23 protein-coding genes are annotated in these 23,536 nt (G+C 73.3%); 7 read left to right on the forward strand and 16 right to left on the reverse strand.

The features are described from left to right. Position 1: 1 nt before the first annotated feature. The 6 genes from ACFFGY_RS15325 to ACFFGY_RS15350 all read right to left on the reverse strand — a co-directional run bounded on the left by ACFFGY_RS15325 (position 2) and on the right by ACFFGY_RS15350 (position 6,007). Positions 2 to 481, reverse strand: coding sequence for a cupin domain-containing protein (locus tag ACFFGY_RS15325; protein WP_377045375.1), 480 nt, complete (start codon positions 479 to 481; stop codon positions 2 to 4). Between the two features lie 250 nt (positions 482 to 731). Further along, on the reverse strand, positions 732 to 2,501 hold the full coding sequence (locus tag ACFFGY_RS15330) for an ABC transporter ATP-binding protein (RefSeq protein ID WP_377045376.1): 1,770 nt from the start codon (positions 2,499 to 2,501) through the stop codon (positions 732 to 734). Between the two features lie 266 nt (positions 2,502 to 2,767). Further along, complete coding sequence (locus ACFFGY_RS15335) at positions 2,768 to 3,187, reverse strand: DoxX family protein (protein ID WP_377045377.1); 420 nt, start codon at positions 3,185 to 3,187, stop codon at positions 2,768 to 2,770. A 115-nt stretch (positions 3,188 to 3,302) separates the two neighbouring features. Next, positions 3,303 to 4,577 carry a CCA tRNA nucleotidyltransferase gene (locus ACFFGY_RS15340; RefSeq protein WP_377045378.1) on the reverse strand — a complete coding sequence of 425 codons (1,275 nt, stop codon included), beginning with the start codon at positions 4,575 to 4,577 and terminating at the stop codon, positions 3,303 to 3,305. Then, positions 4,570 to 5,196, reverse strand: coding sequence for an NUDIX hydrolase (locus tag ACFFGY_RS15345; RefSeq protein ID WP_377045379.1), 627 nt, complete (start codon positions 5,194 to 5,196; stop codon positions 4,570 to 4,572). Before ACFFGY_RS15345 ends, ACFFGY_RS15340 begins: the two co-directional genes overlap by 8 nt. A gap of 247 nt (positions 5,197 to 5,443) precedes the next feature. Then, entirely contained in the window at positions 5,444 to 6,007 is a 564-nt protein-coding gene (locus ACFFGY_RS15350; RefSeq protein ID WP_456316170.1) for a DUF1285 domain-containing protein, read from the reverse strand. A 157-nt stretch (positions 6,008 to 6,164) separates the two neighbouring features. On the opposite strand from ACFFGY_RS15350, the gene ACFFGY_RS15355 reads away from it, so the two are divergent. The 7 genes from ACFFGY_RS15355 to ACFFGY_RS15385 all read left to right on the forward strand — a co-directional run bounded on the left by ACFFGY_RS15355 (position 6,165) and on the right by ACFFGY_RS15385 (position 14,651). Next, a complete protein-coding gene (locus ACFFGY_RS15355; RefSeq protein WP_377045381.1) occupies positions 6,165 to 7,208 on the forward strand; it encodes an AAA family ATPase in 1,044 nt (347 codons plus the stop codon). A 193-nt stretch (positions 7,209 to 7,401) separates the two neighbouring features. Next, on the forward strand, positions 7,402 to 8,283 hold the full coding sequence (locus ACFFGY_RS15360; RefSeq protein ID WP_377045382.1) for a DUF58 domain-containing protein: 882 nt from the start codon (positions 7,402 to 7,404) through the stop codon (positions 8,281 to 8,283). After that, the gene (locus ACFFGY_RS15365) at positions 8,280 to 11,078 is read left to right on the forward strand and encodes a DUF4159 domain-containing protein (RefSeq protein ID WP_377045383.1); all 2,799 of its coding nucleotides are present in this window, start codon (positions 8,280 to 8,282) and stop codon (positions 11,076 to 11,078) included. The genes ACFFGY_RS15360 and ACFFGY_RS15365 overlap by 4 nt, the downstream gene beginning before the upstream one ends. After that, positions 11,075 to 13,168 carry a hypothetical protein gene (locus ACFFGY_RS15370; protein WP_377045384.1) on the forward strand — a complete coding sequence of 698 codons (2,094 nt, stop codon included), beginning with the start codon at positions 11,075 to 11,077 and terminating at the stop codon, positions 13,166 to 13,168. The genes ACFFGY_RS15365 and ACFFGY_RS15370 overlap by 4 nt, the downstream gene beginning before the upstream one ends. Before the next feature lie 51 nt (positions 13,169 to 13,219). Then, positions 13,220 to 13,588: a hypothetical protein gene (locus ACFFGY_RS15375; RefSeq protein WP_377045385.1), complete on the forward strand. Its 369-nt coding sequence runs from the start codon at positions 13,220 to 13,222 to the stop codon at positions 13,586 to 13,588. A gap of 80 nt (positions 13,589 to 13,668) precedes the next feature. Then, on the forward strand, positions 13,669 to 14,322 hold the full coding sequence (locus tag ACFFGY_RS15380; protein ID WP_377045386.1) for a hypothetical protein: 654 nt from the start codon (positions 13,669 to 13,671) through the stop codon (positions 14,320 to 14,322). A 164-nt stretch (positions 14,323 to 14,486) separates the two neighbouring features. Beyond that, positions 14,487 to 14,651 (forward strand): hypothetical protein, encoded by a 165-nt coding sequence (locus tag ACFFGY_RS15385; protein ID WP_377045387.1) that lies wholly within the window; start codon positions 14,487 to 14,489, stop codon positions 14,649 to 14,651. Positions 14,652 to 14,668: 17 nt separating this feature from the next. Here the strand turns inward: ACFFGY_RS15385 and phoB are convergent, their stop codons facing one another. From phoB to ACFFGY_RS15435, 10 genes are all read right to left on the reverse strand, one after another. Then, the gene (phoB, locus tag ACFFGY_RS15390) at positions 14,669 to 15,379 is read right to left on the reverse strand and encodes a phosphate regulon transcriptional regulator PhoB (RefSeq protein WP_377045388.1); all 711 of its coding nucleotides are present in this window, start codon (positions 15,377 to 15,379) and stop codon (positions 14,669 to 14,671) included. Further along, positions 15,376 to 16,083, reverse strand: coding sequence for a phosphate signaling complex protein PhoU (phoU, locus tag ACFFGY_RS15395; RefSeq protein ID WP_377045389.1), 708 nt, complete (start codon positions 16,081 to 16,083; stop codon positions 15,376 to 15,378). The genes phoB and phoU overlap by 4 nt, the downstream gene beginning before the upstream one ends. Positions 16,084 to 16,102: 19 nt before the next feature. Then, complete coding sequence (gene pstB, locus ACFFGY_RS15400) at positions 16,103 to 16,846, reverse strand: phosphate ABC transporter ATP-binding protein PstB (RefSeq protein WP_377045559.1); 744 nt, start codon at positions 16,844 to 16,846, stop codon at positions 16,103 to 16,105. Positions 16,847 to 16,965: 119 nt separating this feature from the next. Continuing rightward, the gene (gene pstA, locus ACFFGY_RS15405) at positions 16,966 to 17,877 is read right to left on the reverse strand and encodes a phosphate ABC transporter permease PstA (RefSeq protein WP_377045390.1); all 912 of its coding nucleotides are present in this window, start codon (positions 17,875 to 17,877) and stop codon (positions 16,966 to 16,968) included. A 6-nt stretch (positions 17,878 to 17,883) separates the two neighbouring features. Beyond that, complete coding sequence (pstC, locus tag ACFFGY_RS15410) at positions 17,884 to 18,885, reverse strand: phosphate ABC transporter permease subunit PstC (protein WP_377045391.1); 1,002 nt, start codon at positions 18,883 to 18,885, stop codon at positions 17,884 to 17,886. A gap of 149 nt (positions 18,886 to 19,034) precedes the next feature. Then, positions 19,035 to 20,084: a phosphate ABC transporter substrate-binding protein PstS gene (gene pstS, locus ACFFGY_RS15415; RefSeq protein WP_377045392.1), complete on the reverse strand. Its 1,050-nt coding sequence runs from the start codon at positions 20,082 to 20,084 to the stop codon at positions 19,035 to 19,037. 141 nt (positions 20,085 to 20,225) lie between these two features. Then, positions 20,226 to 20,837, reverse strand: a complete 612-nt coding sequence (locus ACFFGY_RS15420) for a hypothetical protein (RefSeq protein ID WP_377045393.1) — start codon at positions 20,835 to 20,837, stop codon at positions 20,226 to 20,228. Between the two features lie 141 nt (positions 20,838 to 20,978). Further along, positions 20,979 to 21,662 carry an ABC-type transport auxiliary lipoprotein family protein gene (locus tag ACFFGY_RS15425; RefSeq protein ID WP_377045394.1) on the reverse strand — a complete coding sequence of 228 codons (684 nt, stop codon included), beginning with the start codon at positions 21,660 to 21,662 and terminating at the stop codon, positions 20,979 to 20,981. Beyond that, a complete protein-coding gene (locus ACFFGY_RS15430) occupies positions 21,659 to 22,723 on the reverse strand; it encodes an MlaD family protein (protein WP_377045395.1) in 1,065 nt (354 codons plus the stop codon). The genes ACFFGY_RS15425 and ACFFGY_RS15430 overlap by 4 nt, the downstream gene beginning before the upstream one ends. Then, positions 22,723 to 23,535, reverse strand: a complete 813-nt coding sequence (locus ACFFGY_RS15435) for an ABC transporter ATP-binding protein (RefSeq protein ID WP_377045396.1) — start codon at positions 23,533 to 23,535, stop codon at positions 22,723 to 22,725. The genes ACFFGY_RS15430 and ACFFGY_RS15435 overlap by 1 nt, the downstream gene beginning before the upstream one ends. Position 23,536: the final 1 nt, after the last annotated feature.

The following is a 23,536-nucleotide window of genomic DNA, read 5'->3' on the forward strand; positions in this document are numbered from 1 at the left end:
CTTATGGCACCGGGTGGGTGTCGTTGGCCCGCTGGGGCGGAAGCTTGATCGCGATGGCCCGGAAGCGGCCGGTCGTCGCGTGCGATCCGGCATGGGGCGTGCCCCGCGGGACGATGATGAGGTCGCCCGGCTTCACCTGCACCTCGCGATCGCCGAGCCAGAAGGAGCCGCTGCCGTCGAGGATGAACTGGATCTCATCCGTTTCCTCGTGGAAGTGCTTGAAGACGTTTCCGCTTTGCAGGGCCACCGTGCCGTTCGCGGTGGCGACCAGCGTGCGGCTGCGCAGGTCGGTGTTGTTGATCAGCGGGCCGATCTCGTCCTCGCTCATGGCGGCGAGGTTGACGATGCGCGCGGTGAGCGGCGCGGCTGGAGCAGGCGCCTGGGCGCCGGTCTGGGCACCGGCGGAGGGCACCATCCCGGCCGCGAAAACACCGGCGGCGAAGCCGAGGGCCAGGCCTCCGCAAAGAACAGGCAGGCGCATGTCGTTTCCTTCCAAGCAACGGATCAGCGAACATGAGCCCTGCCGCGGCGTCGCGACAACAGCCGGGCCCCTCGGCAGCGGGTTCGCACCCGGCACTGCCCCACTCGCGGAGGCCGGTGCCTCCGCGGAAGAACACCTCACGGCGTCCTGGCCGCCACCCGGTCCGCTGCGCCGCCATGCGTGACGCGGAGGTCGTCCGGTTGTCGCCCCCGGCACGCCGGAGGCGCGGTTGCCAGGGGCCACGCGGCCCCTAACCCGCCACGAAGCTCTGCGTCCGCACCAGCCGGGCGTAAACGCCGCCCCGCGCCATCAGCGCGTCATGGGTTCCCTGTTCCGCCACCGTGCCGTGCTCCATCGCCACGATCAGATCGGCCTCGCGCACGGTGGACAGGCGGTGCGCCACCACCAGCGTTGTGCGGCCGGCGCGCAGCCGGGCGATGGCGGCCTGCACCAGCGCCTCGTTCTCGGTGTCGAGCGCGCTGGTCGCCTCATCCAGCAGCAGCACGCGCGGGTTGCGCAACAGTGCGCGGGCCAGCGACACGCGCTGCCGCTGCCCGCCCGACAGCCGCGACCCGCCCGGCCCCAGCACCGTGTCGAAGCCGTCCGGCAGGGCGTTGAGGAAGTCGAAGGCGGCCGCGGCGCGGGCGGCATCCCAGACCTCGGCACGGGTGGCGCCGGGCCGGCCGCAGCTGATGTTGTTGTAGGCAGTGTCGTCGAAGATCACCGCGTCCTGGCCCACGTAGGCGATGCTGTCGCGCAGCGCGTCGAGCGAAACCTCACGCAGGTCGGCACCGTCGAGCCGCACCGCGCCGCTGCTCACGTCGTAAAGGCGCGGCACCAGCGACAGCGCCGTGGACTTGCCCGCGCCCGAAGGCCCCACCAGCGCCACGGTGCGCCCGGGCTCGGCCACGAAGCTCACGCCATGGAGCGAAGCCGCCTCGGTGCCCTCGTAGCGGAAGCCGACCTCCTGGAACTCCAACCGTCCCTCACCCGCCGGCAGCGCCGGGGCGCCGGGCGGTGCGACGATGCGCACCGGCGTGTCCACCACCGCGAAGACCCGCGACAGCCCGGCCAGGCCTTCCTGCAGGGCGGCATTGAGCGAACCCAACGAGCGCACGGGTCGCGAGGCGATCAGCAGCGCCGCCACGAAGCCGGTGAACTGCCCCACCGTGCCGATGCCGGCCGATACGCGCCAGCCCACCACCGCCAGGATCGCCGCCACCGCCACGCCGCCGATCGCCTCCAGCATCGGGTCGAGCGAGGAGCGCGTGCGGTTGATCGAGAGCAAGCCTTCGCGCAGCTGCGCGAAGGCCCGGCCGGCGCGCGCTTCCTCGGCCTCCTCCAGGCGATAGCTCCGCACCACCCGCGCCGCGCCGAAGGATTCCGTCAGCGTCGCGGCCAGTTCGCCCAGCCGGTCCTGCATCCCGCCCGAGGCGTGGCGGATCCGCTTGCCCAGCCGCAGCACCGGCACCACCGCCACCGGATACAGCAGCGCCGCCACCAGCGTCATCTGCCAGTCGAGCCAGATCATCGAGCCCACCAGCCCCACCACGGTCAGCAGGTCGGCCACGCCGTTGATCGCCTTGGTCAGCGCTTCGCGGATGGCCTGGGCGTCGGCGGTGAAGCGCGCGGCGTGGCGGGCGGGGGCCTCGCGCGCCACGGTGGCGAGGTCGGCCCGGGTGAGGGCGCGGAACAGGTCGTTCTGCAGTGCCTCGATCACCCGCAGCACCACGGCCTGCACCGAGACCGCCTGCCCGTACTGGGCGGCGGCCTTGCAGCAGGTCAGCAGGATGATCGCCGGCGGGGCCAGCCAGCTGATGCGCGAATCGCCCTTGGTGAACAGATCGAAGGCCTGCTGGATCACCACCGGATACAGCGCGGTGAGGCCCGCCACCGCCCCGGTCGAGACCACCGCCACCGCGATCCCGCGTGGGTGACGGCTGACGTAGCCGCGCCAGAGACGGCGCAGCAGCGCCCGCGTGGTGTCGGCGGAAAGCGGGTGTGGGATCGGGCGGGCCATGTCGCGGCGGGGGTTAGCACGCGCGGCGGTGCTGGGCTTCCCCCCTCCCCGGCAGCACCGCGATGCGCGGGGTTGCCGGAACAGGGCGCCCGGTAATGGCGCCTGGCAAGATACCGGCGACGGGAGGCCGGGAGCGGGAACCCGTGGTGGGATTGCCGCGATGGAGGCCCGGAACAGGAGTCCTTGGCAGGGCGCCGCGAAGGGGGCGCCCCGGCGAGGCACCCCGACGGGGCGGGATGGGGCGGCGCGGTGGCCGCCCCCTCAGGTCATTCCGCCGGCACGGCCGAAAGGCGGCGGACGCGCAGGTTGTCGACCGCCCAGGCCCCGCCGCCGGCGGCCGCCATGAACAGGAACACGAAGCAGAACAGGATCGCCGCGTCGCCGCCGTTGATAGCGGGGAAGAAGTTCCGCGGGGCGTGGCTCATGAAGTAGGCGAAGGCCATCTCGCCCGAGCAGATAAAGGCCACGGCGCGGGTAAAGAGGCCCACCAGCAGCAACAGGCCGCCCACAACCTCGATGATCGCGGCGAACCAGTAGATCGACATCACGGGCGGCTGGTTCGCCAGCGCCGGAAAGCCGAAGAGCTTCTGCGTGCCGTGCTCCATGAAGAGCAGCGCCGCGACGATCCGCAGCAGGGCGAGCAGGCGGGGCGCCCAAACGGTGGCAAGCGTGTCGTCGCGCAGCATCGGCAGGATGTTCCTTGAAGGTCGTGGTGCCGACGCGGTGCCCGCCCGGCAGGAGCCGCGCGAGACTAGCCGCCGTCCCCACCACCGCCCAGCGCGCCCGTGGGAATGAGCCCCATCACCGGGCGCTATCGTCCGTAACCCTGCGTCGCAATTCGGCGCGGCATGCCTCGGCATCGGCGGTGCAGCCGCCGGCCAGCCACCAGGCCCGGACCTCCCCCAGCAGCCGGCCCAGCGCGGGCCCGGGCCTGACCCCGGCCGCCACGGCGTCGCGTCCCAGCAAGGGAAAGACGGGAAAGGGCGTCGCCGCGATCCTGGCCCGCAGCGCCGAGGCGTCGTGCCCCTCCCGCGCTTGTGTCAGCCAGGCTTCCCCCACCGGCAGCAGCGGGTCCCCTCGGGTGACCAGCCAGCGCCGGAACGCCGCGTCGTCGAGGAGGCCGGGGCTGCCGCCGAAATCCTCGCGCCGGATCAGCTTCTCCAGCGCCTCGAGGTTGCTCCGTTCCTCGTTCGAGAAGCGCAGACGGTCCGCGATCTCCCGGCCAGTCCCCTGTGCGGCGCCCCCGGCATCGCCGCGCGGCAGCAGCGCCGCCAGCCGCAGCACCGGGTCCGCCGGCATCCCCGCCGCGATCGCCCGCCCCAGCCCCGGCAGCAGCGCCGGGTCGGCTTCCGGCAGCACCGCGCGCAGCACGCCCGTTTCCGCCATCAGCTGCAGCGCCCCGGTCGGGTCGGGTGCGGCCAGCAGCCGCTTGAGCTCGCTCCACACGCGCTCGGCCGACAGGCGGTGGAGTTCCCCCGCCGCGTCCCGGATGGCGGCCAGCGCCCCGGGGTCGGGCGTGCCGGTGCCGTAGCGCGCCTGGAAGCGGAAGAAGCGCAGCGCCCGCAGGTAGTCCTCGCGCAGTCGCTGCCGCGGCTCGCCCACGAAGCGCACCACCCCGGCCGCGAGATCGGCGCGGCCGCCGAACCAGTCCCACAGGCGCCCCTCGGCGTCGAGCGACATGGCGTTGATCGTGAAGTCCCGGCGCGCCGCGTCCTCGCGCCAGCTGGTGGTCCATTCCACCTCGGCATGGCGGCCGTCGGTGGCGACGTCGCGGCGCAGGCTGGTGACCTCCACCGGCTCACCGGTCAGGATCGCGGTGACGGTGCCGTGCGCCAGCCCGGTTTCCACGACCTTCAGCCCCGCCGCCCGCAACAGCCGCACGGCTTCCTCGGGCGGCAGGGGCACGCCCACGTCGATGTCGGCGATCGGGCGCCCGGCCAGCGCGTCGCGCACGCAGCCCCCCACGGCGCGGCTGTTCGGCAGGGCGCGCAGCACCGCCCGGCCCGCGCCGGACATCAGCGGCGCCGGCACCGCGACCTGCCCGTGCGGGCCGTCCTCGTGGTCGAACTCAGCCACGCAGCACCAGCGACAGCTGCCGCAGGATCTCCGCCGTGGCGCCCCAGACCAAGTGCCGCTCGTGCGGCCAGACCCAGAAGGACTTTCCGGCCCACAGGTCGTCGCGCCGCACCGGCTGCGCCGGGTCGAGCAGGGTGGACACAGGATAGCGAAAGATCTCGGCCACCTCGCCCGGGTCGGGCGTCAGGGTGAAGGGCGGATGCAGGATCGCCACCACGGGGGTGATGTGGAAGCCGGTGCCGGTGGCGCGGCCCGGCAGGCGGCCGATCACCTCCGGCAGGCGCGGGTCGAGCCCGATCTCCTCGGCCGCCTCGCGCAGGGCCGCGGCCTCCGGCGTTTCCCCGGCCTCGATGCTGCCGCCCGGCAGCGCCACCTGCCCGGCATGGGCGGACAGCCGAGCGGCGCGCAGCGTCAGCAGCACCGAGCATCCCCGCTCCGGCGCTTCCTCCGCGCCGGCCTCGCCCCCGATCACCGGCTGCCGGTTCCGCTCGCCCGGCGGTGCCTCGCCCGCCACGATCGCCACCAGCACGGCGGCGCGGCGCAGCCCGGCGGACGCGGCCTCCACGCCGGCATGCGCCGGCAGGAGGCCACGCCGCAGGCGCGCCGTGATCCCGGCCATGCTCGAAACGGTAGCCGGTGCCGCTATGGAGGGAAGCGGGGCAAGGGAGCGGCCCGTCGGTTCCGGGCTCGAGGTTTCCGGGGTCAGGCTCCCCAAGCTCGCGGTGTCGGCGCTGCCGCCGGCCTCACCCGCATCCCCGGCATCGTCGCGTCCCCGGCCGGCATCCCGCGCGGCCTCCAGCGGCTGCCACCTGGCGCCGGCCTCTTCCCCGTCGCCCCCGGACCCACCGCGCTCAGGCCCGTCGCCCTCAGGCGGAAAGGTCGTCCTCGTCGTCCCAGTCCTCTTCCGTCAACTCATCCGGGACCGGCTCACCGATCGGGAAGAACACGCCCTGGCTCCAAACGCCCAGGACCTCGCGCCCCTCGATCACCTCGGCCTCCGACAGCGCCACCAGCTCGTAGAACACCGCCCGGCTGATCCGCGCTTCCAGTCCCGGCCGCACCAGCACGTAGGGGCTGGGCTCGCCGGTCAGGGGGTCGGTTTCCACCCGGATCGGGTTGCCGATCCCCGCGGTGACCACCTCGTCGAGGTTGGTGCGGAAGGTCAGGCACTGCTCCTTGCCGCCACCATGATCACAATTGCAATGGCGCCAGCACAGCTCCACCGCCACGAAGGGGGCGTCGTCCACCTCGATCCGCCCGCGCTCGGCCGGCGTTTCCAGCACGTAGCTGCCGTCCGGTTCGCGGTGCAGAACGCTGGAAAACAGGCAAACCAGCTCCTTCCGCCGGATCGGCGAGCCCTGGTAGTACCAGGTTCCGTCACGACCGATCCGCATGTCGAAGGCGCCGCAGTCGCGCTTACGAAACGTCACTGGCGCCAGGGGCGGGAGTGGCGGTAGCGGTTTCGTTGTTTCCTCGCGGGTCGCTAGGGTCATAGGCTGGTCCATGCCGTGACGAGAACCGAACGGACGCCGGCCTGGCCCGCTCCTTGGGCCACCCGACCCCCGGCATATAGGGAGCCTGCAAGGCATGGGTGAAGTAGTGGCCGGCGATCAACACTCGCAAATTCGTGAGGCCACCGTCAGCCCCGAAGCCCTGGCGGCCGAGGCCGCGGCGCTGTCGGCCCGCCTGGGCGAGGCGCGCGCCGCCGTGACGCGGGTGATCCTGGGCCAGGAAGAGGTGGTGGAGCAGGTCCTCGTCTCGCTGCTGTCCGGCGGCCACGCGCTGCTGGTGGGCCTGCCGGGCCTGGGCAAGACCAGGCTCGTGGAAACGCTGGGCACGGTGCTGGGCCTCGATGGTCGGCGCATCCAGTTCACGCCCGACCTGATGCCGGCCGACATCCTGGGCTCCGAGGTTCTGGAGGAGGGCGAGCACGGCCGGCGCGCCTTCCGCTTCATCCGCGGCCCGGTCTTCACACAGCTGCTGATGGCCGACGAGATCAACCGCGCCTCGCCCCGCACCCAGTCCGCGCTGCTGCAGGCGATGCAGGAGCGCCGGGTGTCGGTGGGCGGCGAGATCCTGGACCTGCCCGCCCCCTTCCACGTCCTGGCCACGCAGAACCCGATCGAGCAGGAAGGCACCTACCCGCTGCCCGAAGCGCAGCTCGACCGCTTCCTGCTCGAGGTCGAGGTCGGCTACCCGGACCTCGCCGCCGAGCGCGCCATGCTGCTCGCCACCACCGGCGCGCGCGAGGAACGGCCGGTGGCGGTGCTCCGCCCGGGTGAGCTGCTGTCCGCCCAGGCGCTGGTGCGCCGCATCCCCGTGGGCGACAGCGTGGTGGACGCGATCCTGCGGCTGGTGCGCGGCGCCCGTCCGGACCTGGGCGGAACCGGCGGCGTGAGCGAGGCCGCGCGCCAGCTCGCCTACGGCCCCGGCCCGCGCGCGGCGCAGGCGCTGATGCTGGCCACCCGCGCCCGCGCCCTGCTCGACGGCCGCCTCGCCCCCTCGCTCGACGACGTGGCGGCGCTGGCGGAGCCGGTGCTGCGGCACCGCGTGGCGCTGAGCTTCGCCGCCCGCGCCGACGGCGTGCGCCTGCCCGAGGTCATTGCCGCGCTGCGGTCCGCCATTGGCTGAACCCTCCCGCCCTGCCCGCTTCCGGTTCTTCGGCACCGCCCCAGCCCAGGCTGCGCCCGGCGGCCCGGCCGCACCGGGCGCCGGGACGGGAGGAACAACGGCCGGCACCCTTTTTTCCGGCGCGGCGTCGCGCGGCCATCCCGCGACCTCCACGGCCCCGCAAACCCGCTTCCCCTCCCGCACCGGCGGCCCCGTGGCCGGCAACCCGGCCGAGAGCGCCGCGCGGGCCCGTGCGGCAGCGGGCGCCCTGCCGCCGCTGCTGGTGGCGGCCGAGCGCGTGGCCGCCACGGTGATGACCGGCGTCCATGGCCGCAGGCGGGCGGGCACCGGCGACGCCTTCTGGCAATTCCGCCCCTTCGTGACCGGCGACGCCGCGGCCCGCATCGACTGGCGACAGAGCGGCAAGACCGACCGCCTGTTCATCCGTGAGCGCGAATGGGAAGCGGCGCAGACCGTGGGCCTGTGGCGCGCGGCCGACGAGGGCATGCGCTGGAGCGGCGGCCGCGACCGTCCCACCAAGCTCGACCGGGCCGAGCTGCTGCTGCTTGCCCTGGCCTCGCTGCTGCTGCGCGGTGGGGAGCGCCTGCGCCTGTTCGGCGAGGACCGCGCCCTGGCCGGCCGCCCGGCCCTGGCCACCCTGGCCGAAGCGCTGCCGCGCAACGCCGCCCCGCCGGCCGAGGCGCGCCTGGGCCGACACAGCCGCGCCGTGCTGTTCGGCGACTTCCTCCAGCCCCTGGCGGAAACCCGCGCCGCCGTATCCGCCCTCGCGGCCCAGGGCGTCACCGGCCACCTCGTGCAGATCCTCGATCCGGCCGAGGAAACCCTGCCCTTCACCGGGCGCGTGCGCTTCGAGCCGCTCGGCCTCAGCGGCGGCGGCGAGCCCGCGCTGGTGCCGCGCGTGGAAACCGTGCGTGCGCTGTATGCCGAGCGCCTGGCCGCCCATCGCGACGGCCTCGCCGCAATCGCCGCCGCCTCGGGCTGGCGGCTGCTGCACCATCGCACCGACCATGCGCCCGCCACGGCGCTGCTGGCGCTGTGGCAGGCGTTGTCCCCCGCCCGCGGAGGCCGCGCGTGAGCCTCGGGCCCATCCTGTTCGCCGCACCCTGGCTGCTGGTGGCGCTGGCGGCGCTGCCGGCGTTGTGGTGGCTGCTGCGCGTCACTCCGCCCTCGCCCCGCCGGCAAAGCTTTCCGCCCGCCCGCCTGTTGCGCGACCTGCCGGTGCTGGAAGAAACCCCGGCCCGCACGCCCTGGTGGCTGCTGCTGCTGCGCCTCGCCGCCGCGGCGCTGATCGTGCTGGGGCTCGCCCGGCCGATCTGGGATGCCAGCGCCGGCACGGGCGGCAGCGGCCCGCTGTTGATCGCGATCGACAATGGCTGGAGCAGCGCGGCCGACTGGCCCGACCGCTTGGCCACCGCCCGCGCCGCGCTGGACGCCGCCGCGCGCGAGGACCGCGCCGTGGCGCTGCTCGCCACCGCGCGCGGCGCCGATGACAGCGCGCCCGCCCCGACCCCGCCGCTGCCGGCGCGCGAGGCCGCGACGCGGCTGGCGGCGCTGCGCCCCCTGCCCTGGGCGCCCGACCGCCTCGCCGCGGCCGAGGCGATCCCCGCCTGGCGGGAGCGGTTCGGCCGCGCCACCACCCTGTTCGTGACCGACAACCTCCAGCACCAGCCGGGCGACGGGCGCTTCGCCGAGGCACTGGCCGGGCTCGGCCCCCTCACCGTCGCGCGACGCGACGGTGGCGCGCCGCCCCGCATCCTGCAGCCGCCGCGCGCGGAAGCGGACCGGCTGCGCATCTCCCTCCGCCAGGCGCCGGGTGCCGCCACCGAGACGGGCGTGCTGGCGCGCACGGGCGATGGCCGCACCCTGGCCCGCGTCGCCGTGCCGGTGGCCGCCGGCGTCGCCAGCGGCGAGGCCGCGCTGGAACTGCCGCTGGAGGTGCGCGAGCAGGTGACCCGCCTCGACCTCGAGGGCGACACCGGCGCCGCCGGCACGGTGCTGCTCGACGACCGCTTCCGCCGCCGCCCGGTGGGGCTGCTGGCCGGTGCCGGCGATGCCGACACGCCGCTGACCGGCGCGCTCTACTACGTGTCCCGCGCGCTGGCGCCCTTCGCGGAGCTGCGCCGCGGTTCGCTCGATCAGCTGCTGTCGCGCAAGCTCGCGGTGCTGGTGCTGGCCGACGTGCCGCTCACCGAGGCACACGACGTGGCAGCGGTGACGCGCTTCGTGGAGGAAGGTGGACTGCTGCTGCGCTTCGCCGGCCCCCGCATGGCGGAACACCCCGACACGCTGCTGCCGGTGACGCTGCGCGCGGGCGAGCGGCAGCTGGGCGGCGCGTTGAGCTGGGAAAAGCCGCAGGCGCTGGCCCCCTTCCGCGACGGCTCGCCCTTCGCCGGCCTCGTTGTGCCGCCCGAGGTTACGGTCACCACCCAGGTCCTGGCCGAGCCCGAGCCGCGGCTGGCCGAGCGCACCTGGGCCACGCTGGCCGACGGCACGCCGATCATCACCGCCGCCGGGCGCGGCGCGGGCCGCATCGTGCTGGTGCACACCACCGCCAATGCCGACTGGTCGGAACTGCCGCTCTCGGGCCTTTTCGTGGAGATCCTGCGCCGCACCGTGTCGCTGTCGGGCGGCGTGGCCGGCGCCGATGGCGAAGCACGCCTCGCCCCGATCGAGACCATGGACGGCTTCGGTCATCTCGGCAGCCCGCCGCCCACCGCGGCAGCGATCACGGCGCGCGAGCTCGACGACACCGTGCCCGGCCCGCGCCACCCGCCCGGCTGGTACGGCACGCCCGGCGAGGGTGGCGAGCGGCGCGCCCTGAACCTGTCGCCGCACCTGCCCGACCCGGTGCTCTCGCCCGCCCCGCCCGTGGGCGCGCGGCTCGCCGCGGTGGGCGGCGTGCCGGCGGAGCGCGAGTTCGGACCCTGGCTGCTGGCCGCGGCGCTGGTGCTGCTGGCGCTCGACCTCGCGCTGTCGCTGCGGCAGCGCGGGTTGCTGCGCAGGGCGACGGGGGCCGCGGCGGCGGTGCTGCTGATGCTGGCGCTGCCCGGCGCCATCGGCACCGCCCGGGCACAGGTTCAACAAACGCAAGCCCAACAGGCGCCGGTGCAGCAGGCCCAGGTGCAGCAGACCCAGGGCCGCCAGGCGGGCAGCGCGCCGCTGGGTGCCGAGGATGCGGCTCTGGCCACCCGCCTCGCCTACGTGGTGACCGGTGACCCGGAGGCCGACGAGGTGTCGCGCGCCGGGCTCAGCGGCTTGTCGGACTACGTCAACCGCCGCACCGCCGCCACCCTGGCCGAGCCCGTGGCGGTGCGGCCCGGGCAGGACGACCTGTCCTTCTATCCCCTGCTCTACTGGCCCGTGCTGCCCGAGGCCGCGGCGCTGGATGCCCCCACGGCCGAGGCGGTGAACGGCTTCATGCGCAACGGCGGCGTCATCCTGTTCGACACGCGCGACGCCGGCACCGGCGAGGGCACCGCCCCCGGCGCCGATGCCGCGCTGCGCCGGGTGACGCGCGACCTCGCCATCCCGCCGCTGACCGCCATTCCCGAGGATCACGTGCTGCGCCGGTCCTTCTACCTCCTCAGCGACATGCCCGGCCGCTGGGCCGGCGGCACCGTCTGGGTGGCGCGCGACGTGGACCGCGCCAATGACAGCGTCAGCCCGGCGATCCTGGGCGGTGCCGACTGGGCCGCGGCCTGGGCCACTGACGCGCGCGGCGGCAACCCCTATGCCACCGTGCCGGGCGGCGCGCGGCAGCGGACGCTTGCCTACCGCTTCGGCGTCAACCTCGTGATCTACGCGCTGACCGGCAACTACAAGGGCGACCAGGTCCACGTCCCGGCCATCCTGGAGCGGCTGGGGCAATGAACCGCACCCTGTCCTCGGTCGATTTCGCCCCGCTGCTGCCCTCCTGGCTGCTGGTGGCGTTGGCGGTGCTGGCGCTGGCGGTGCTGGGCGTCGCGCTGTGGCGGCGGGCGCGCGGCGTTTGGTGGCGCGCGCTGGCCTTCCTGCTGATCGGCGGCGCGCTGCTCAACCCACGCTGGGTCGAGGAAACGCGGGCGCTGCGCCCCGGCATCGCGCTGGTGCTGCTCGACCGCAGCGACAGCGCCCGCCTCGGCACGCGCGAACGGCAGATGGAGGCGGCGCGCGAGGCCGTGGAAGCCCGTCTCGGCCGTATCCCCGACCTCGAGGTCCGCACCGCCACGGTGGAGGAAGGCGGCAACCGCGGCACCCGCCTGTACGCCGCGCTGGAACGCGCCCTGGCCGAGATCCCGCGCGCGCGGCTGGCCGGCGTGATCGCGATCACCGACGGGCAGGCGCACGACATCCCCGCCAATCCTGGCATCGGTGCGCCCTTCCATGCCCTGCTGCCCGGCCGCCCCGGCGAGATGGACCGCCGTTTGCGGGTGATCGAGGCGCCGGGCTTCGGCATCGTCGGCCGTTCGGTGGAGATCCGCGTCGCCGTCGACGATCTCGGCGCCCCCGCCGGCACGCCGGTGCCCCTGACGATCCGCCGCGACGGCGCGGCACCACGCACCGAGAGCGTTCCCGCCGGCCAGGAACACCGCATCACCGTGCCGATCGAGCGCGGCGGCCCCACGGTGGTGGAGATCAGCGCCGCCGAGCGCCCGGGCGAGGTGTCCACCGTCAACAACCGCGCCGTGGTCACCATCAACGGCGTGCGCGACCGCCTGCGCGTGCTGCTCGTGTCCGGGGAGCCGCACGCGGGCGAGCGCACCTGGCGCCGCCTCCTCAAGGCCGACCCGAACGTCGACCTCGTCCACTTCACCATCCTTCGCCCGCCCGAGAAGGACGACATGACGCCGCTGAACGAGCTGGCGCTGATCGCCTTTCCGGTGCGCGAGCTGTTCCAGCAGAAGCTGCGCGAGTTCGACCTGATCGTCTTCGACCGCTTCTCCAACCGCGGCTTCCTGCCGCCGCAGTACCTGCGCAACATCGCCGACTACGTGCGTGGCGGGGGGGCGCTGCTGCTTTCGGTGGGGCCGGAGTTCACCGGCCCCGCCAGCCTGGCGCTGACGCCGCTGGGACAGGTGCTGCCGGTGGATGCCGACACCGGGCGCAACGGCGAGGTCGACACCCCCTTCCGCCCGCACGTCACCGAGGCCGGCCAGCGCCACCCCGTCACCGAGGGCCTGCCCGGCGCCAACACCACCTCCGCCACGGGCGACACCCCGGAGCGCTGGGGCCGCTGGTATCGCTACCTGCGGGCCCAGCCGCGCTCCGGCACGGTGGTGATGGACGCGCCCGGCGGCGCGCCGCTGATGGTGCTCGACCGCGTGGGCCAGGGCCGCGTGGCACTGATCCTGAGCGACCACATCTGGCTCTGGGCGCGGGGCCACGACGGCGGCGGGCCGCAGGCGGAGCTGCTGCGCCGCGTCGCCCACTGGTCGATGAAGGAGCCGGAGCTGGAGGAGGAAGACCTCACCGCCACGATCCTCGACGGCCACCTGACCGTCACGCGCCGCAGCGTGGAACCCACCCCCCCGCCCCCCATCACCGTCACCGCCCCCGACGGCACCACGGCCCGGGGGGAGGCGAAGCCCGCCGGCGGCGGCCGCGCCACGGTGGAGATGGCCGCGACCCAGCCCGGCGTGTGGCAGGCCACCGACGGCACCCGCACCGCCTACGCCGCCGCCGCCGCCAGCAACCCGCCCGAGATCGCCGACCTGCGCGCCGACCCGGCGCCGCTGCAGCCGCTGCTGGCCGCCACCGGCGGCGTGGCGCGCTGGCTGGGCACGGCCGAGGCGCCGCAGATCCCCGAGATCCGCCGCGTCGAGGCCGGGCGCGATGCCGCCGGCGCCGGCTGGATCGGGCTGCGGCGCAACGAGGACGGCACCGTCACCGGCCTGTCCGCCACCACGCTGCTGCCGCCCTGGCTGGCGCTCTGCCTCCTGCTCGGCGTGGCGGTGCTGGCCTGGCGGCGCGAGGGAGCGTGATCGCGCCGCCCTCTTTTCCCGTCCCGCCCGTGTCGCCACCTGAGGGGTGCCATGCGACGCCTCCTCCTTGCCCTTCCCTTCCTGCTGGCCGCCTGCGCCCAGGGGCCGACGCTGGCACAGCGTCTCACCCCGCTGGTCGGGCAGAGCGAGGGCACGCTGGTGGCGCAGCTCGGCGTGCCGGTGCGAACCTACGAGGCCGACGGGCGCAAGTTCCTGGAGTTCCAGAGCACCTCGCTCGTGTCGCTGCCGGGTGACCCGTATTTCGGCGCGGGCTTCGGCCCCGGCTTCTACCGGGGCGGCTTCGGCGGCGGCTACTGGGGCAGCCCGACGACCTACGCCAACGTCGTCTGCTCCATGACCTTCGCGCTCCAGAACGACCGGGTACAGAGCTTCAGCTATCGCGGCTCGGGCTGCGCCTGACCGGCCGTCGCGGCGGGGTGTTTTCACAGTCGCGCAATCCCCGCTGGAACCGCGGCGGCGCTGAGGCTAGACAGTGCGCCATGCGCCGTCTGCTCCTCGCCAGCCTGGTTACCGTGCTCCTCGTGCCCGCCGTGGCGGCGCAGGCCCAGATGAGCCGCATGCGCGGTCCGATCACGCCGGGCGAGGCGGGCGTCGCGCCCAAGTCCGCCGAGCCGCCGCCGCTGCCCGGCCTGCGTGAGCAGCGGCCCGGTGCCATCCCAAGCGATACCCCCACCGCCAGCCTGTCGCCCAACGACGCCCTGTTCGACGCCATCAACCGCGGCGACATGGCAGCCGCCAAGGATGCGATGTCGCGCGGCGCAGACCTCGAGTCGCGCAACGTCCTGGGCCTGTCGCCAATCGACTCCGCGGTGGACCAGGGGCGCAACGACATCGCCTTCTACCTGCTCTCGGCCCGCGGCACCCGCCCCAACCTGCAGCCGGCCCCGGGCCGCGCCGACGCGGCGACCGGCGCCGCTGCCGCGACACCGCTCACGCCCGCGCAGCGCCGCGCCGCCGATGCCGAGCGCCGCCGCGCGCAACAGGCGGAACGGGCCGCCGCCCGCACCCAGCCGGTGCGCGAGGTCACGCGCCCGCGCAACAGCCTGGAACAGTCCGCCGCCCGCGCCCCCGCCGGCGGTGGCGGCACGCCGCGCCCGAGCGCGGGCTTCCTGGGCTTCGACGCCGGCGGCTGACCGCCCGCCCACGCCCCGGTCGCGCGGGCCAGCCGCGCGCCGGCATCCCCGTTACGTGGCCGGATAGGTGAAGAGCGGGTGAAAACCCGCTTAACCCTGGGCTGACGCCCATCTCCGCGACGCCAGCGGCGTTATGCTCCCACCACGCGATGGAGGAGCGGCCGATGAAGCCGACGCCCACGAGCCTCTGGATGAGTGCCGCGCATCGCGCCATGGGATGGTGGCGCGGCAGCGTCATGGCCGAGGCAGGGCGGCAGAAGGCAAGGCTCCTGCGCCTCTCGATCCCCAAGCCCCGCAAGCCGCGCCGCCGGCGCAAGCCGGAAGCCTGAGGCGCGCCCCTGTCGGCTTATTCCACGTCGAGCGCGTAGCCGGCGGAGCGGACGGTGCGGATGATGTCCTCCTCGCCCTCCCCGTTCACCGCCTTGCGCAGCCGGCGGATATGGACGTCCACGGTGCGCGGCTCGACATGGATGTCGCGTCCCCAGACAGCGTCCAGCAGCTGCTCGCGCGAGAAGACGCGGCCCGGATGCGTCATCAGGAATTCCAGGATGCGGTATTCGGTCGGGCCCAGATGGAGCGGCCGGCCGTTGCGCGTCACGCGGTGCGCGTCCTGGTCCATCGACAGCTCCCGCCACACCAGCGCCCCGCGCCCGGCCGGCGGGCCGGAGCGGCGCAGCAGGGCCCGGATGCGGGCCAGCAGCGCGTCGATGGCGAAGGGCTTGGAGATGTAGTCGTCCGCCCCCGTGTCCAGGGCGCGCACGGCGTCCTGGTCCTCGGTGCGCGCGGTGACCATGATGATCGGCAGGTCCCGCGTCGCCGGGCGGCGGCGCAGCTGGCGGCAGACCTCCAGCCCGGACAGCGCCGGCAGCATCCAGTCCAGCAGGATCAGGTCCGGCCGGTCCTCGGCGACCCGCAGAAGCGCCTCCTGGCCGTCCGCCGCCTCGTCGACGCGAAAGCCCTGACGCTCCAGGTTGTAGCGCAGCAGCGTCAGCAGCGGCGCCTCGTCCTCCACCACAAGGATGGTCGGGCGGCCGCCGCCCTCCATCGCCAGGCTCATGCCGCGGTCCCGGAAACGTCGCCGCGCGGCCTGTCCTCGGGCAGCGTGGTGCCGGTGATCGAGAAGTACACCGTTTCGGCGATGTTGGTGGCGTGGTCGCCGATGCGCTCGAAGTTCTTGGCCACGAAGAGCAGGTGCGTGGCCGAGGTGATGTTGCGCGGATCTTCCATCATGTAGGTCAGCAACTGCCGGAAGATGCCGTCGTACACGTCGTCCACCGGCGCGTCGTTGCGCCACACGCGCTCGCAGGCAGCGGCGTCCTCGTTCACCAGCGCGTCGATCGCGTCCTTAAGGTTGCGCTGGACCATCTGCGCCAGCGCCTCGAAGCTGGCGACGCCGGCGCTCAGCCCCATGTTCTCGCTCACCACGATCACCCGCTTGGCGACGTTGCGGGCATAGTCGCCGATGCGCTCGAGGTCCTGGCTGATCTTCATGGCCGCGATGATCAGCCGCAGGTCCGAGGCCATGGGCGAGCGCAGCGCCAGCAGGCGCACGCAGTAGGCCTCCACCTCGCGCTCCAGCGCGTCGATCGGCGCGTCGCGGGCCGCCACCTCGGCGGCGGCGGTCGCGTCGCGGCGTGCCAGCACGTAGGAGGCATCCGCCACCTGCCGCTCCGCCAGGCCGCCCATGCGGGCGATCAGCTCGCGCAGCCGGCGCAGTTCCTCGCCGTAGGACTTGACGATGGTGTTGGCGTCGGAGCTCATGACCCGTTCCCCTTCCCGCTCAGCCGAAGCGGCCGGTGATGTAGTCCTGGGTGCGGCGCTCGCGCGGCGCGGTGAAGAGCTGCGCGGCCGGCGCGACCTCCACCAGATCTCCCAGGTAGAAGAAGGCCACCTGATCGGCGCAGCGCGCGGCCTGCTGCATGTTGTGCGTCACGATGGCGATGGTGAAATCCTGCTTCAGCTCGTCGATCAGCTCCTCCACCTTGGCGGTGGAGATGGGGTCGAGCGCGCTGGTCGGCTCGTCGAGCAGGATGACCTCGGGCCGCACCGCGATGGTGCGCGCGATGCACAGGCGCTGCTGCTGGCCGCCCGACAGGCCGGTGGCGCTGGTGTCGAGGCGGTCCTTCACCTCGTCCCACAGGGCCGCGCGGGTCAGCGCCCACTCGATGCGCGTCGCCATCTCGGCGCGCCCCAGCCGCTCATGCAGGCGGATGCCGAAGGCGATGTTCTCGCGGATCGTCATCGGGAAGGGCGTGGGCTTCTGGAACACCATGCCGATGCGCGCGCGCAGCGCGTTCAGGTCGGCGCGGTTGTCCAGGATGTTCTCGCCGTCGAGGCGCACCTCACCCTCGGCACGCTGGCCGGGATAGAGGCTGTACATGCGGTTGAGCACGCGCAGCAGCGTCGACTTGCCGCAGCCCGAGGGGCCGATCAGCCCCGTCACCTGCCGCGCCGGCAGGTCGAGGTCGATGCCCTTGAGCGCCAGCTTCTCGCCGTACCAGAAGCGCAGCTTGCGGATGGTCATCCCCGCTTCGTTCAGCGGTGCCGCGGTGCGCCGCGCGACGGAGGCGAGTTCCTCCACCTGGCGCTCCTGCTGGGCGGTCTGCATGTCGGTTCCGTTCACGGTCATGCGTTCCTTCGGCTTCAGGCTTTGCGACGCAGCGCGAAGCGCGCGATGAGGTTGAGGCCCAGCACGCCGACCGTGATGATCAGCGCACCCGCCCAGGCCAGCGCGACCCAGTCCTCGTAGGGGGAGCCCGCGTAGGCGTAGATGGTGATCGGCAGGCTCGCCATCGGGCGCGCCAGGTCCACCGACCAGTTGAGGTTGCCCAGCGAGGTGAACAGCAGCGGCGCGGTCTCGCCCGCGATGCGTGCGATGCCCAGCAGCACGCCGGTGATGATGCCCGACGCCGCGGCGCGCCAGCCCACCAGCACGATCATCTTCCACTTCGGCGCGCCCAGGCCGATCACCGCCTCGCGCAGGGTGTCGGGCAGCAGCGTCAGCATGTCCTCGGTGGTGCGCACCACCACGGGGATGATGATGATCGCCAGCGCCGCCACGCCCGCCCAGCCCGAGAAGCCGCCGAAGGGCAGCACCAGCAGCTGGTAAACAAACAGGCCAATCAGGATCGAGGGCGCCGAGAGCAGCACGTCGGACACGAAGCGCACCGCGAAGCCCAGGCGCGAGCCGCGGGCGTATTCCGACAGGTAGGTGCCCACCAGCAACCCGATCGGCGTGCCCACCACGGTTGCCAGGATCACCTGGATCAGGCTGCCGATGATGGGGTTGAGCAACCCGCCACCCGATCCGGGCGGGCGCGTCACGCTGGTGAAGGTCGAGAGTGAAAGGCCGCCGAGCCCGCGCGCGATCAGCGTCAGCAGGATCGACACCAGGAAGAACAGGCCCAGCAGCGTCGCCACGACGCAGAAGCCGCGGACCACGAGGTCCGCCACCCGGCGGCGGCGGCCCAGCGCGCGGGCCACGGCGGCGTCCTTGCGCGGGCCGCTGGCCGGGTTGCCCGACGGCGAGGTGGCGGAAAGGGTGGAAGCGCTCATCGCCGGTCAGCCCTTCAGCCGCGAGCGCAGCAGCCAGCGGCTCAGCGCCAGCACCGCGAAGGAGATCACGAACAGGATGAAGCCCAGCGCCAGCAGCGCGCTCAGCTTGAGCGAGCCGGCCGAGGCCTCGCCGAACTCCAGCGCCACGATCGAGGCGATGGTGTTGCCCGGCCCGAAGAGCGAGGGCGTGATGCGGTTGGCGTTGCCGATCACGAAGGTGACGGCCATGGTTTCACCGAGCGCGCGGCCCAGGCCCAGCATGATGCCGCCCACCACGGAGATGCGGGTATAGGGCAGCACCACGCCGCGCATCACCTCCCAGGTGGTGGCGCCGAGGCCGTAGGCGCTTTCCTTGTAGACGGCGGGCACCTGCTCGAACACGTCGCGCATCGTGGCGGCGACGAAGGGCAGGATCATGATCGCCAGGATCAGAGCGGCGGTGAACAAGCCGGTGCCGAAGGGCGCGCCGGAGAAGAACATGCCGATGCCCGGCACCTCGCCCAGCGTGTCGATGACCGCGGGCTGGATCGTGGAGGCCATGATCGGCACGATCACGAAGAAGCCCCACATGCCGTAGATGATCGAGGGCACCGCGGCCAGCAGCTCGATCGCCGTTCCCACCGGGCGCTTCAGCCAGGCCGGCGCCAGCTCGGTCAGGAAGAAGGCGATGCCGAAGGCCACCGGCACCGCCATGATCAGCGCCAGCACCGCGGTCAGCAGCGTGCCGTAAACGGGCACGCCGGCGCCGAAGACCTCCTGCACCGGGTCCCAGTCGGTGTTCGTCAGGAAGCCCGCACCGAAGGCCCGGAAGGCCGGCAACCCGCCCAGGAACAGCTCGACGATGATGGCGCTCAGCAGCAGCAGCACCAGCACGCCCGCCGCACGGCAAAGCAGGGCGAAGATCGCGTCGCCTTGTCCGGCCCCGCGGTTCGCGGCGCGCGAGGCGCGCGGCGGCACCGGGTCGGCACCGATGGCCGCACCTGCGAGATGGGAAGCCGTATCTGTCACGTCATCTCCTTCCGGTGCCGGGCCCGGGAACACCCGGCGGGTCCGCCGCGATGGAAGACCCGCCGGGATGTGCCGCGACCTGACGCCGCTTCAGATGTCGGTCGGGCAGGATGGCGGGCGAGGAGGCCCACCGTCCGCCCGTCCGCGGCTTACTGGTTCCAGACGGCCTTGCCGTCGGCCATGACCTGCGTCCAGGTGGCGCGCGCCTGGTTCTGCACCGCGGCCGGCAGCGGGATGTATTCCAGCTTGTTCGCCGCATCGCCGCCCTTGCTGTAGGCCCAGTCGAAGAAGCGCATCACCGCGCGCGAGCGGTCGGCGTTCTCCGGGTTGGTCGGCAGCAGGACGAAGGTGGGCGACACGATCGGCCAGGAATTCGCACCCGGCTGGTCGATGATGCTGGCCGCCATGCCCGGCACGTTCCAGTTGGCGCTGGCCGCCGCCGCGGCGAAGCTCTCCATGGTGGGCTTCACGAACTGGCCGTCATGGTTGCGCAGCTGCACCGTGGTCAGCTTGTTCTGCGTGGCATAGGCGTTCTCGACATAGCCGATGCCGCCGCGGGTGTTGTGCACCGTGCCCGCCACGCCCTCGTTGCCACGCGCACCGGCGCCGGCCGGCCACTTCACCGAGGTCGCGGCACCCACGCCCGACTTCCAGGCCGGCGACACGGCCGCGAGGTAGGAGGTGAACACGAAGGAGGTGCCCGAAGCGTCGGCGCGGTACACCGGCGCCACCGCGATGCTCGGCAGCTTCAGGCCGGGGTTCAGGTCGGCGATGCGCTTGTCGTCCCACTTGGTGATGCGGCCGGCGTAAAGGTCGGCCAGCACCTCACCGGTCAGGCGGAGCTGGTCCACCTCGACGCCCGGCAGGTTCACGATCGGCACCACCGAACCCATCACGGTCGGGAACTGCACGAGCTTGGCCTCGGCCAGCTGCTCGGCCGTCAGCGGCGCGTCCGAGGCGCCGAAGTCCACCGTGCGGTTCTTGATCTGGTTGACGCCGGCGCCCGAACCCACCGACTGGTAGTTCAGCTGGATGCCCTGAGCCTTCGCGTCCTCGCCCCAGCGCTGGTAAACGGGGTTGACGAAGGAAGAACCGGCACCGGTAATGCTGGCGGTCTGCGCCATGGCCTGCGGCGCCAGTGGCATCACGGCCGCAATCGTGGCGAAGCCAGCGAGAAGGGCAAGGGTTCGTCTCTGCACCGTGCGATCTCCAGTCAAGATTCGTGGCGGGACCCCCACGGAGGTCCGCGGGGCGCTGCGTAGAGCCGCCAGAAGTCCGAACGGTTGCACTTTGGTGAAGCTTTTATGACAGTCCGGCATCCGGCTGAGCCGCACTGCCCGTCACCGCACGAAGTCGATGCCGACCCAGCGCAGGCTCTGCCCCTCGACACGGAGCTCGAAGCCGACGCCACCTTCGAACTTCACTTGCGCCCGCGTCCAGCCGAGGCCGCTGGCCCCTTCGGAGCCGCCAAGCGGCGGCAGCACCGGCTCGAACCCGAAGGCGCCGGCGCGGCGCAGGCGCAGCCAGGCTGCCAGGGCCTCCGGCTCCGCCCAGGACGCCCTCATGTCGCCCGCCATCGCCCACAGGAAGTCCGCCGCCCCGGGCTCCAGCCCCGCGGGGATGCGGGCATTCAGCTCGGCGGCCGCATCCTTCTCCAGGGCCGCGAGGTCGGCAAACTTGACCACGCGCTCCGGCGTCGCGGTTTCCACCGCCTCGACGAACCGATTAGCGGCGATCCAGGGCGGCAACACCCAGGCCAGCGCCGCGAGGAGCAGCAGCAAGGGCAGCAGGAGCCAGCGGCGTGAACGGGCGGAGGGTCGCACCGCGGCTGCCTGGGAAGCGTCCCGCGTCGTCGGTCCCCCGCGACGGACCAACGCATCGGGACCGGTGTTGCGGGCATCGTAATCCGCCCACACCCCTTCCCAGTCGTCGGTGTTTCCATCGAGGGGCACGTTAACCAAGCACACTCGGAGCATGGGAATGACGTGCCATTCTGGCAGGAATTGCCTGCTTAGCAGGCTGTGCCCCTCAGTAGGGGACGGGCACCCGGCAATACAACCATAAATTGAATCACAAACCAGAAAGCTCGCGTGTCAGCGCGACCGGGTTCCCAGCCGTGCCCCGATCTGCGCCTCCAGCGCGGCAAAGGCCTGCCCCAGCGCCGCCACCTCGGCCGTGGCCTGCGGGGCCGGCGTGTCGGCCCCCTCCCGCGGCAGGGGCGCGTGCCCTTCGCAGGTGAACTGGCCAACCACGCTGCTTTCCCCCGCCCCTTCGCGCAGCAGCACGGCGGACAGCGCCGCGCGCGCTTCGCCGCGCCCGAGATCGGCGTGCAGCGCCGTCAGCTCGACCTCCAGCGCCAGGTCGGCCGCGGCGCGCGTTCCGGGCGCCAGCACCGCCCGGAACAGGCCCGAGCGCATCAGCCAGCGGCGCAGCGCGTCCTCCATCGCCTCGGCGGGCGGCGCGCTCCATTCGGCGTAGTATTCGGTGTGAACCGTCCCGTCGGCGCGGATCGAGCGCAGCATGCGCCCTTCCAGCCCCGGCGCGGCGCGGCCCAGGCGCAGCAGCAGCGTCTGCGTCCCGAGTTGCCCCCGCGCCGCCGCAGGGCGCAGCGCCGCGGTTTCCGCCGGCCGCTCGGGCGAAAGGGGGAAGCGCAGCGGCTCCACGTAGGGACGCGACTGCAGCGCCGAGCAGCCCGGCAGCACCGCCAGCAGCCCGAGCATCCAGGCGCGGCGCCCTGCCACGGCGGACCGGTTCCCCATGGTGTTCCCCTCGCTCATCGGCGTCCTTCCGTTGCACCCCTTTGGGCCCAGGCCGGCACCGGCGGCGGCGAGCCCAGGATCGCCTGCGACGGCGCACGGCGCAGCGCGTCGGTGGTGTCGCGCAGGTTCGCCGTCACGCTGCGCAGGTCGCGCAGGATCGGCGCGAGGTCCGCGTTCACGTCCGTGGTGGCGCCGCGCGCCGCCCGCGCCGTGCCTTCCAGCGATCCGATCGCCGCCGGCAGCTTGGTCATCGCGGCGTTGAGCTGCGCCGTGGCCTCACGCACCGAGCGCAGCGTTTCGCGCACGTCGCGGCCGTTGAGGGTGCCGCGCAGGTCGGTGGCCGTGCCGCGCAGCTCCGCCACCAGCCCCGGCAGATCGGCACCCTGCACCGCCTGGTTCAGCGTGCGGGCGAGCTCGGCCGTCTCATGCAGGGTCTGCGCCGCGTCGCCGTCCTTGGCCTGGGCGCGCAGGTCGGTGAGCAGCCCGTTCACGTTGCGCAGGACGTCCTCCACGGGCAGGTCCTGCAGCCGACCCAGCAGGTTCTGCGCCGCGTCCTGCACCTGCGCCACCGTGGAGGGCATCGACGGCACCACCGGGTGCTCGGGCGTCCAGGGCAGGGTTTCGGGCGGGTAGCGGGCCGGGTCCACGAAGTCGGTCTCGAGGTACACGCCGCCGGTCAGCCCGGCGCTGGCCAGCCGCGTGCGGTAGCCCAGCTGCACGGCGCGCTCGATGTTCAGGTCCTCGCTGCCCAGCCGCGCCGTGTCGATGGCGTAGCGCACCACCACCAGCTGGAAGGCGCTCTGGAAGGGCCGCCCCTCGGGCGAGCGGTACACCGCGTTGGCCAGCGTGATCTCGGTCACCCGCCCGATCTGCACGCCGCGGTAGCGCACCGCCGCCCCGACATCGAGGCCCTGCACGCTTTCGCGGAAATAGCTCTCGAAGACCTCGGCATTGCGGTTCAGCCGGCCCGCCGTGAAGAACAGCACGAAGCCCACCGCCAGCACCGCGCCCACCAGGATCAGCAGTCCCACGCGAAGGTAGAGGCGCGTGTTGCGCGCGCCCGCCGGTGCCTGCGCCATCAGGCGGCTTCCCGCCGGAAGAAGTGCCGCACGGTGTCGTTGGGCGGGTCGTCGCGGAGGCTGCGGGGATCGCCCTCGGCGATCATGCCCTTGGCCTGCTTGTCGAGCATGATGCAGCGGTCCCCGATGGCCAGGATGGATTGCAACTCGTGCGTCACCACCACGAAGGTCGTGCCGAGGTCGCGCGCCAGGTCGCGGATCAGCTGATCCAGCCCGGCGGAGGTGATCGGATCGAGCCCCGCCGAGGGCTCGTCCAGGAACAGGATCGGCGGGTCGAGCGCCATGGCGCGGGCGATGCCGGCGCGCTTGGCCATGCCGCCCGAGATCTCGGCCGGCAGCCGCCCGGCGGCATCGGCCAGCCCCACCATGCCGAGCTTGACCCGCGCCACGGTTTCGCGCGCCGCGCGCGGCAGGCGGGTATGCGCCTCGAGCGGCAGCATCACGTTCTCCAGCAGGGTCATGGAGCCGAACAGCGCGCCCGACTGCCACATCACGCCCAGGTGGCGCAGGATCTCGCGCCGCGCCTCGCCCTCGGCCGCCAGCATGTCGGTGCCGAGGATCTCGATGGCGCCGCTGCTCGGCGGATGCAGGCCGATCAGCAGCTTGAGCAGCGTCGACTTGCCGCAGCCCGAGCCGCCCAGGATCACGAAGACCTCGCCCCGGCGCACCTCGAAGCCGACATCCTGGAACAGGAGGTTGGTGCCGAAGCGCTTGCTCAGGCCCTCGACCCGGATCACCGCCTCGGCCCGGGTCGCGGCGGCAGCCGGGCCGGAAACCTCGTCATGCGGGCGGGGATGCGCCTCACCATCCATC

Source organism: Roseomonas elaeocarpi, assembly GCF_042433915.1.
GTDB classification, from domain to species: Bacteria; Pseudomonadota; Alphaproteobacteria; order Acetobacterales; family Acetobacteraceae; genus Roseomonas; species Roseomonas elaeocarpi.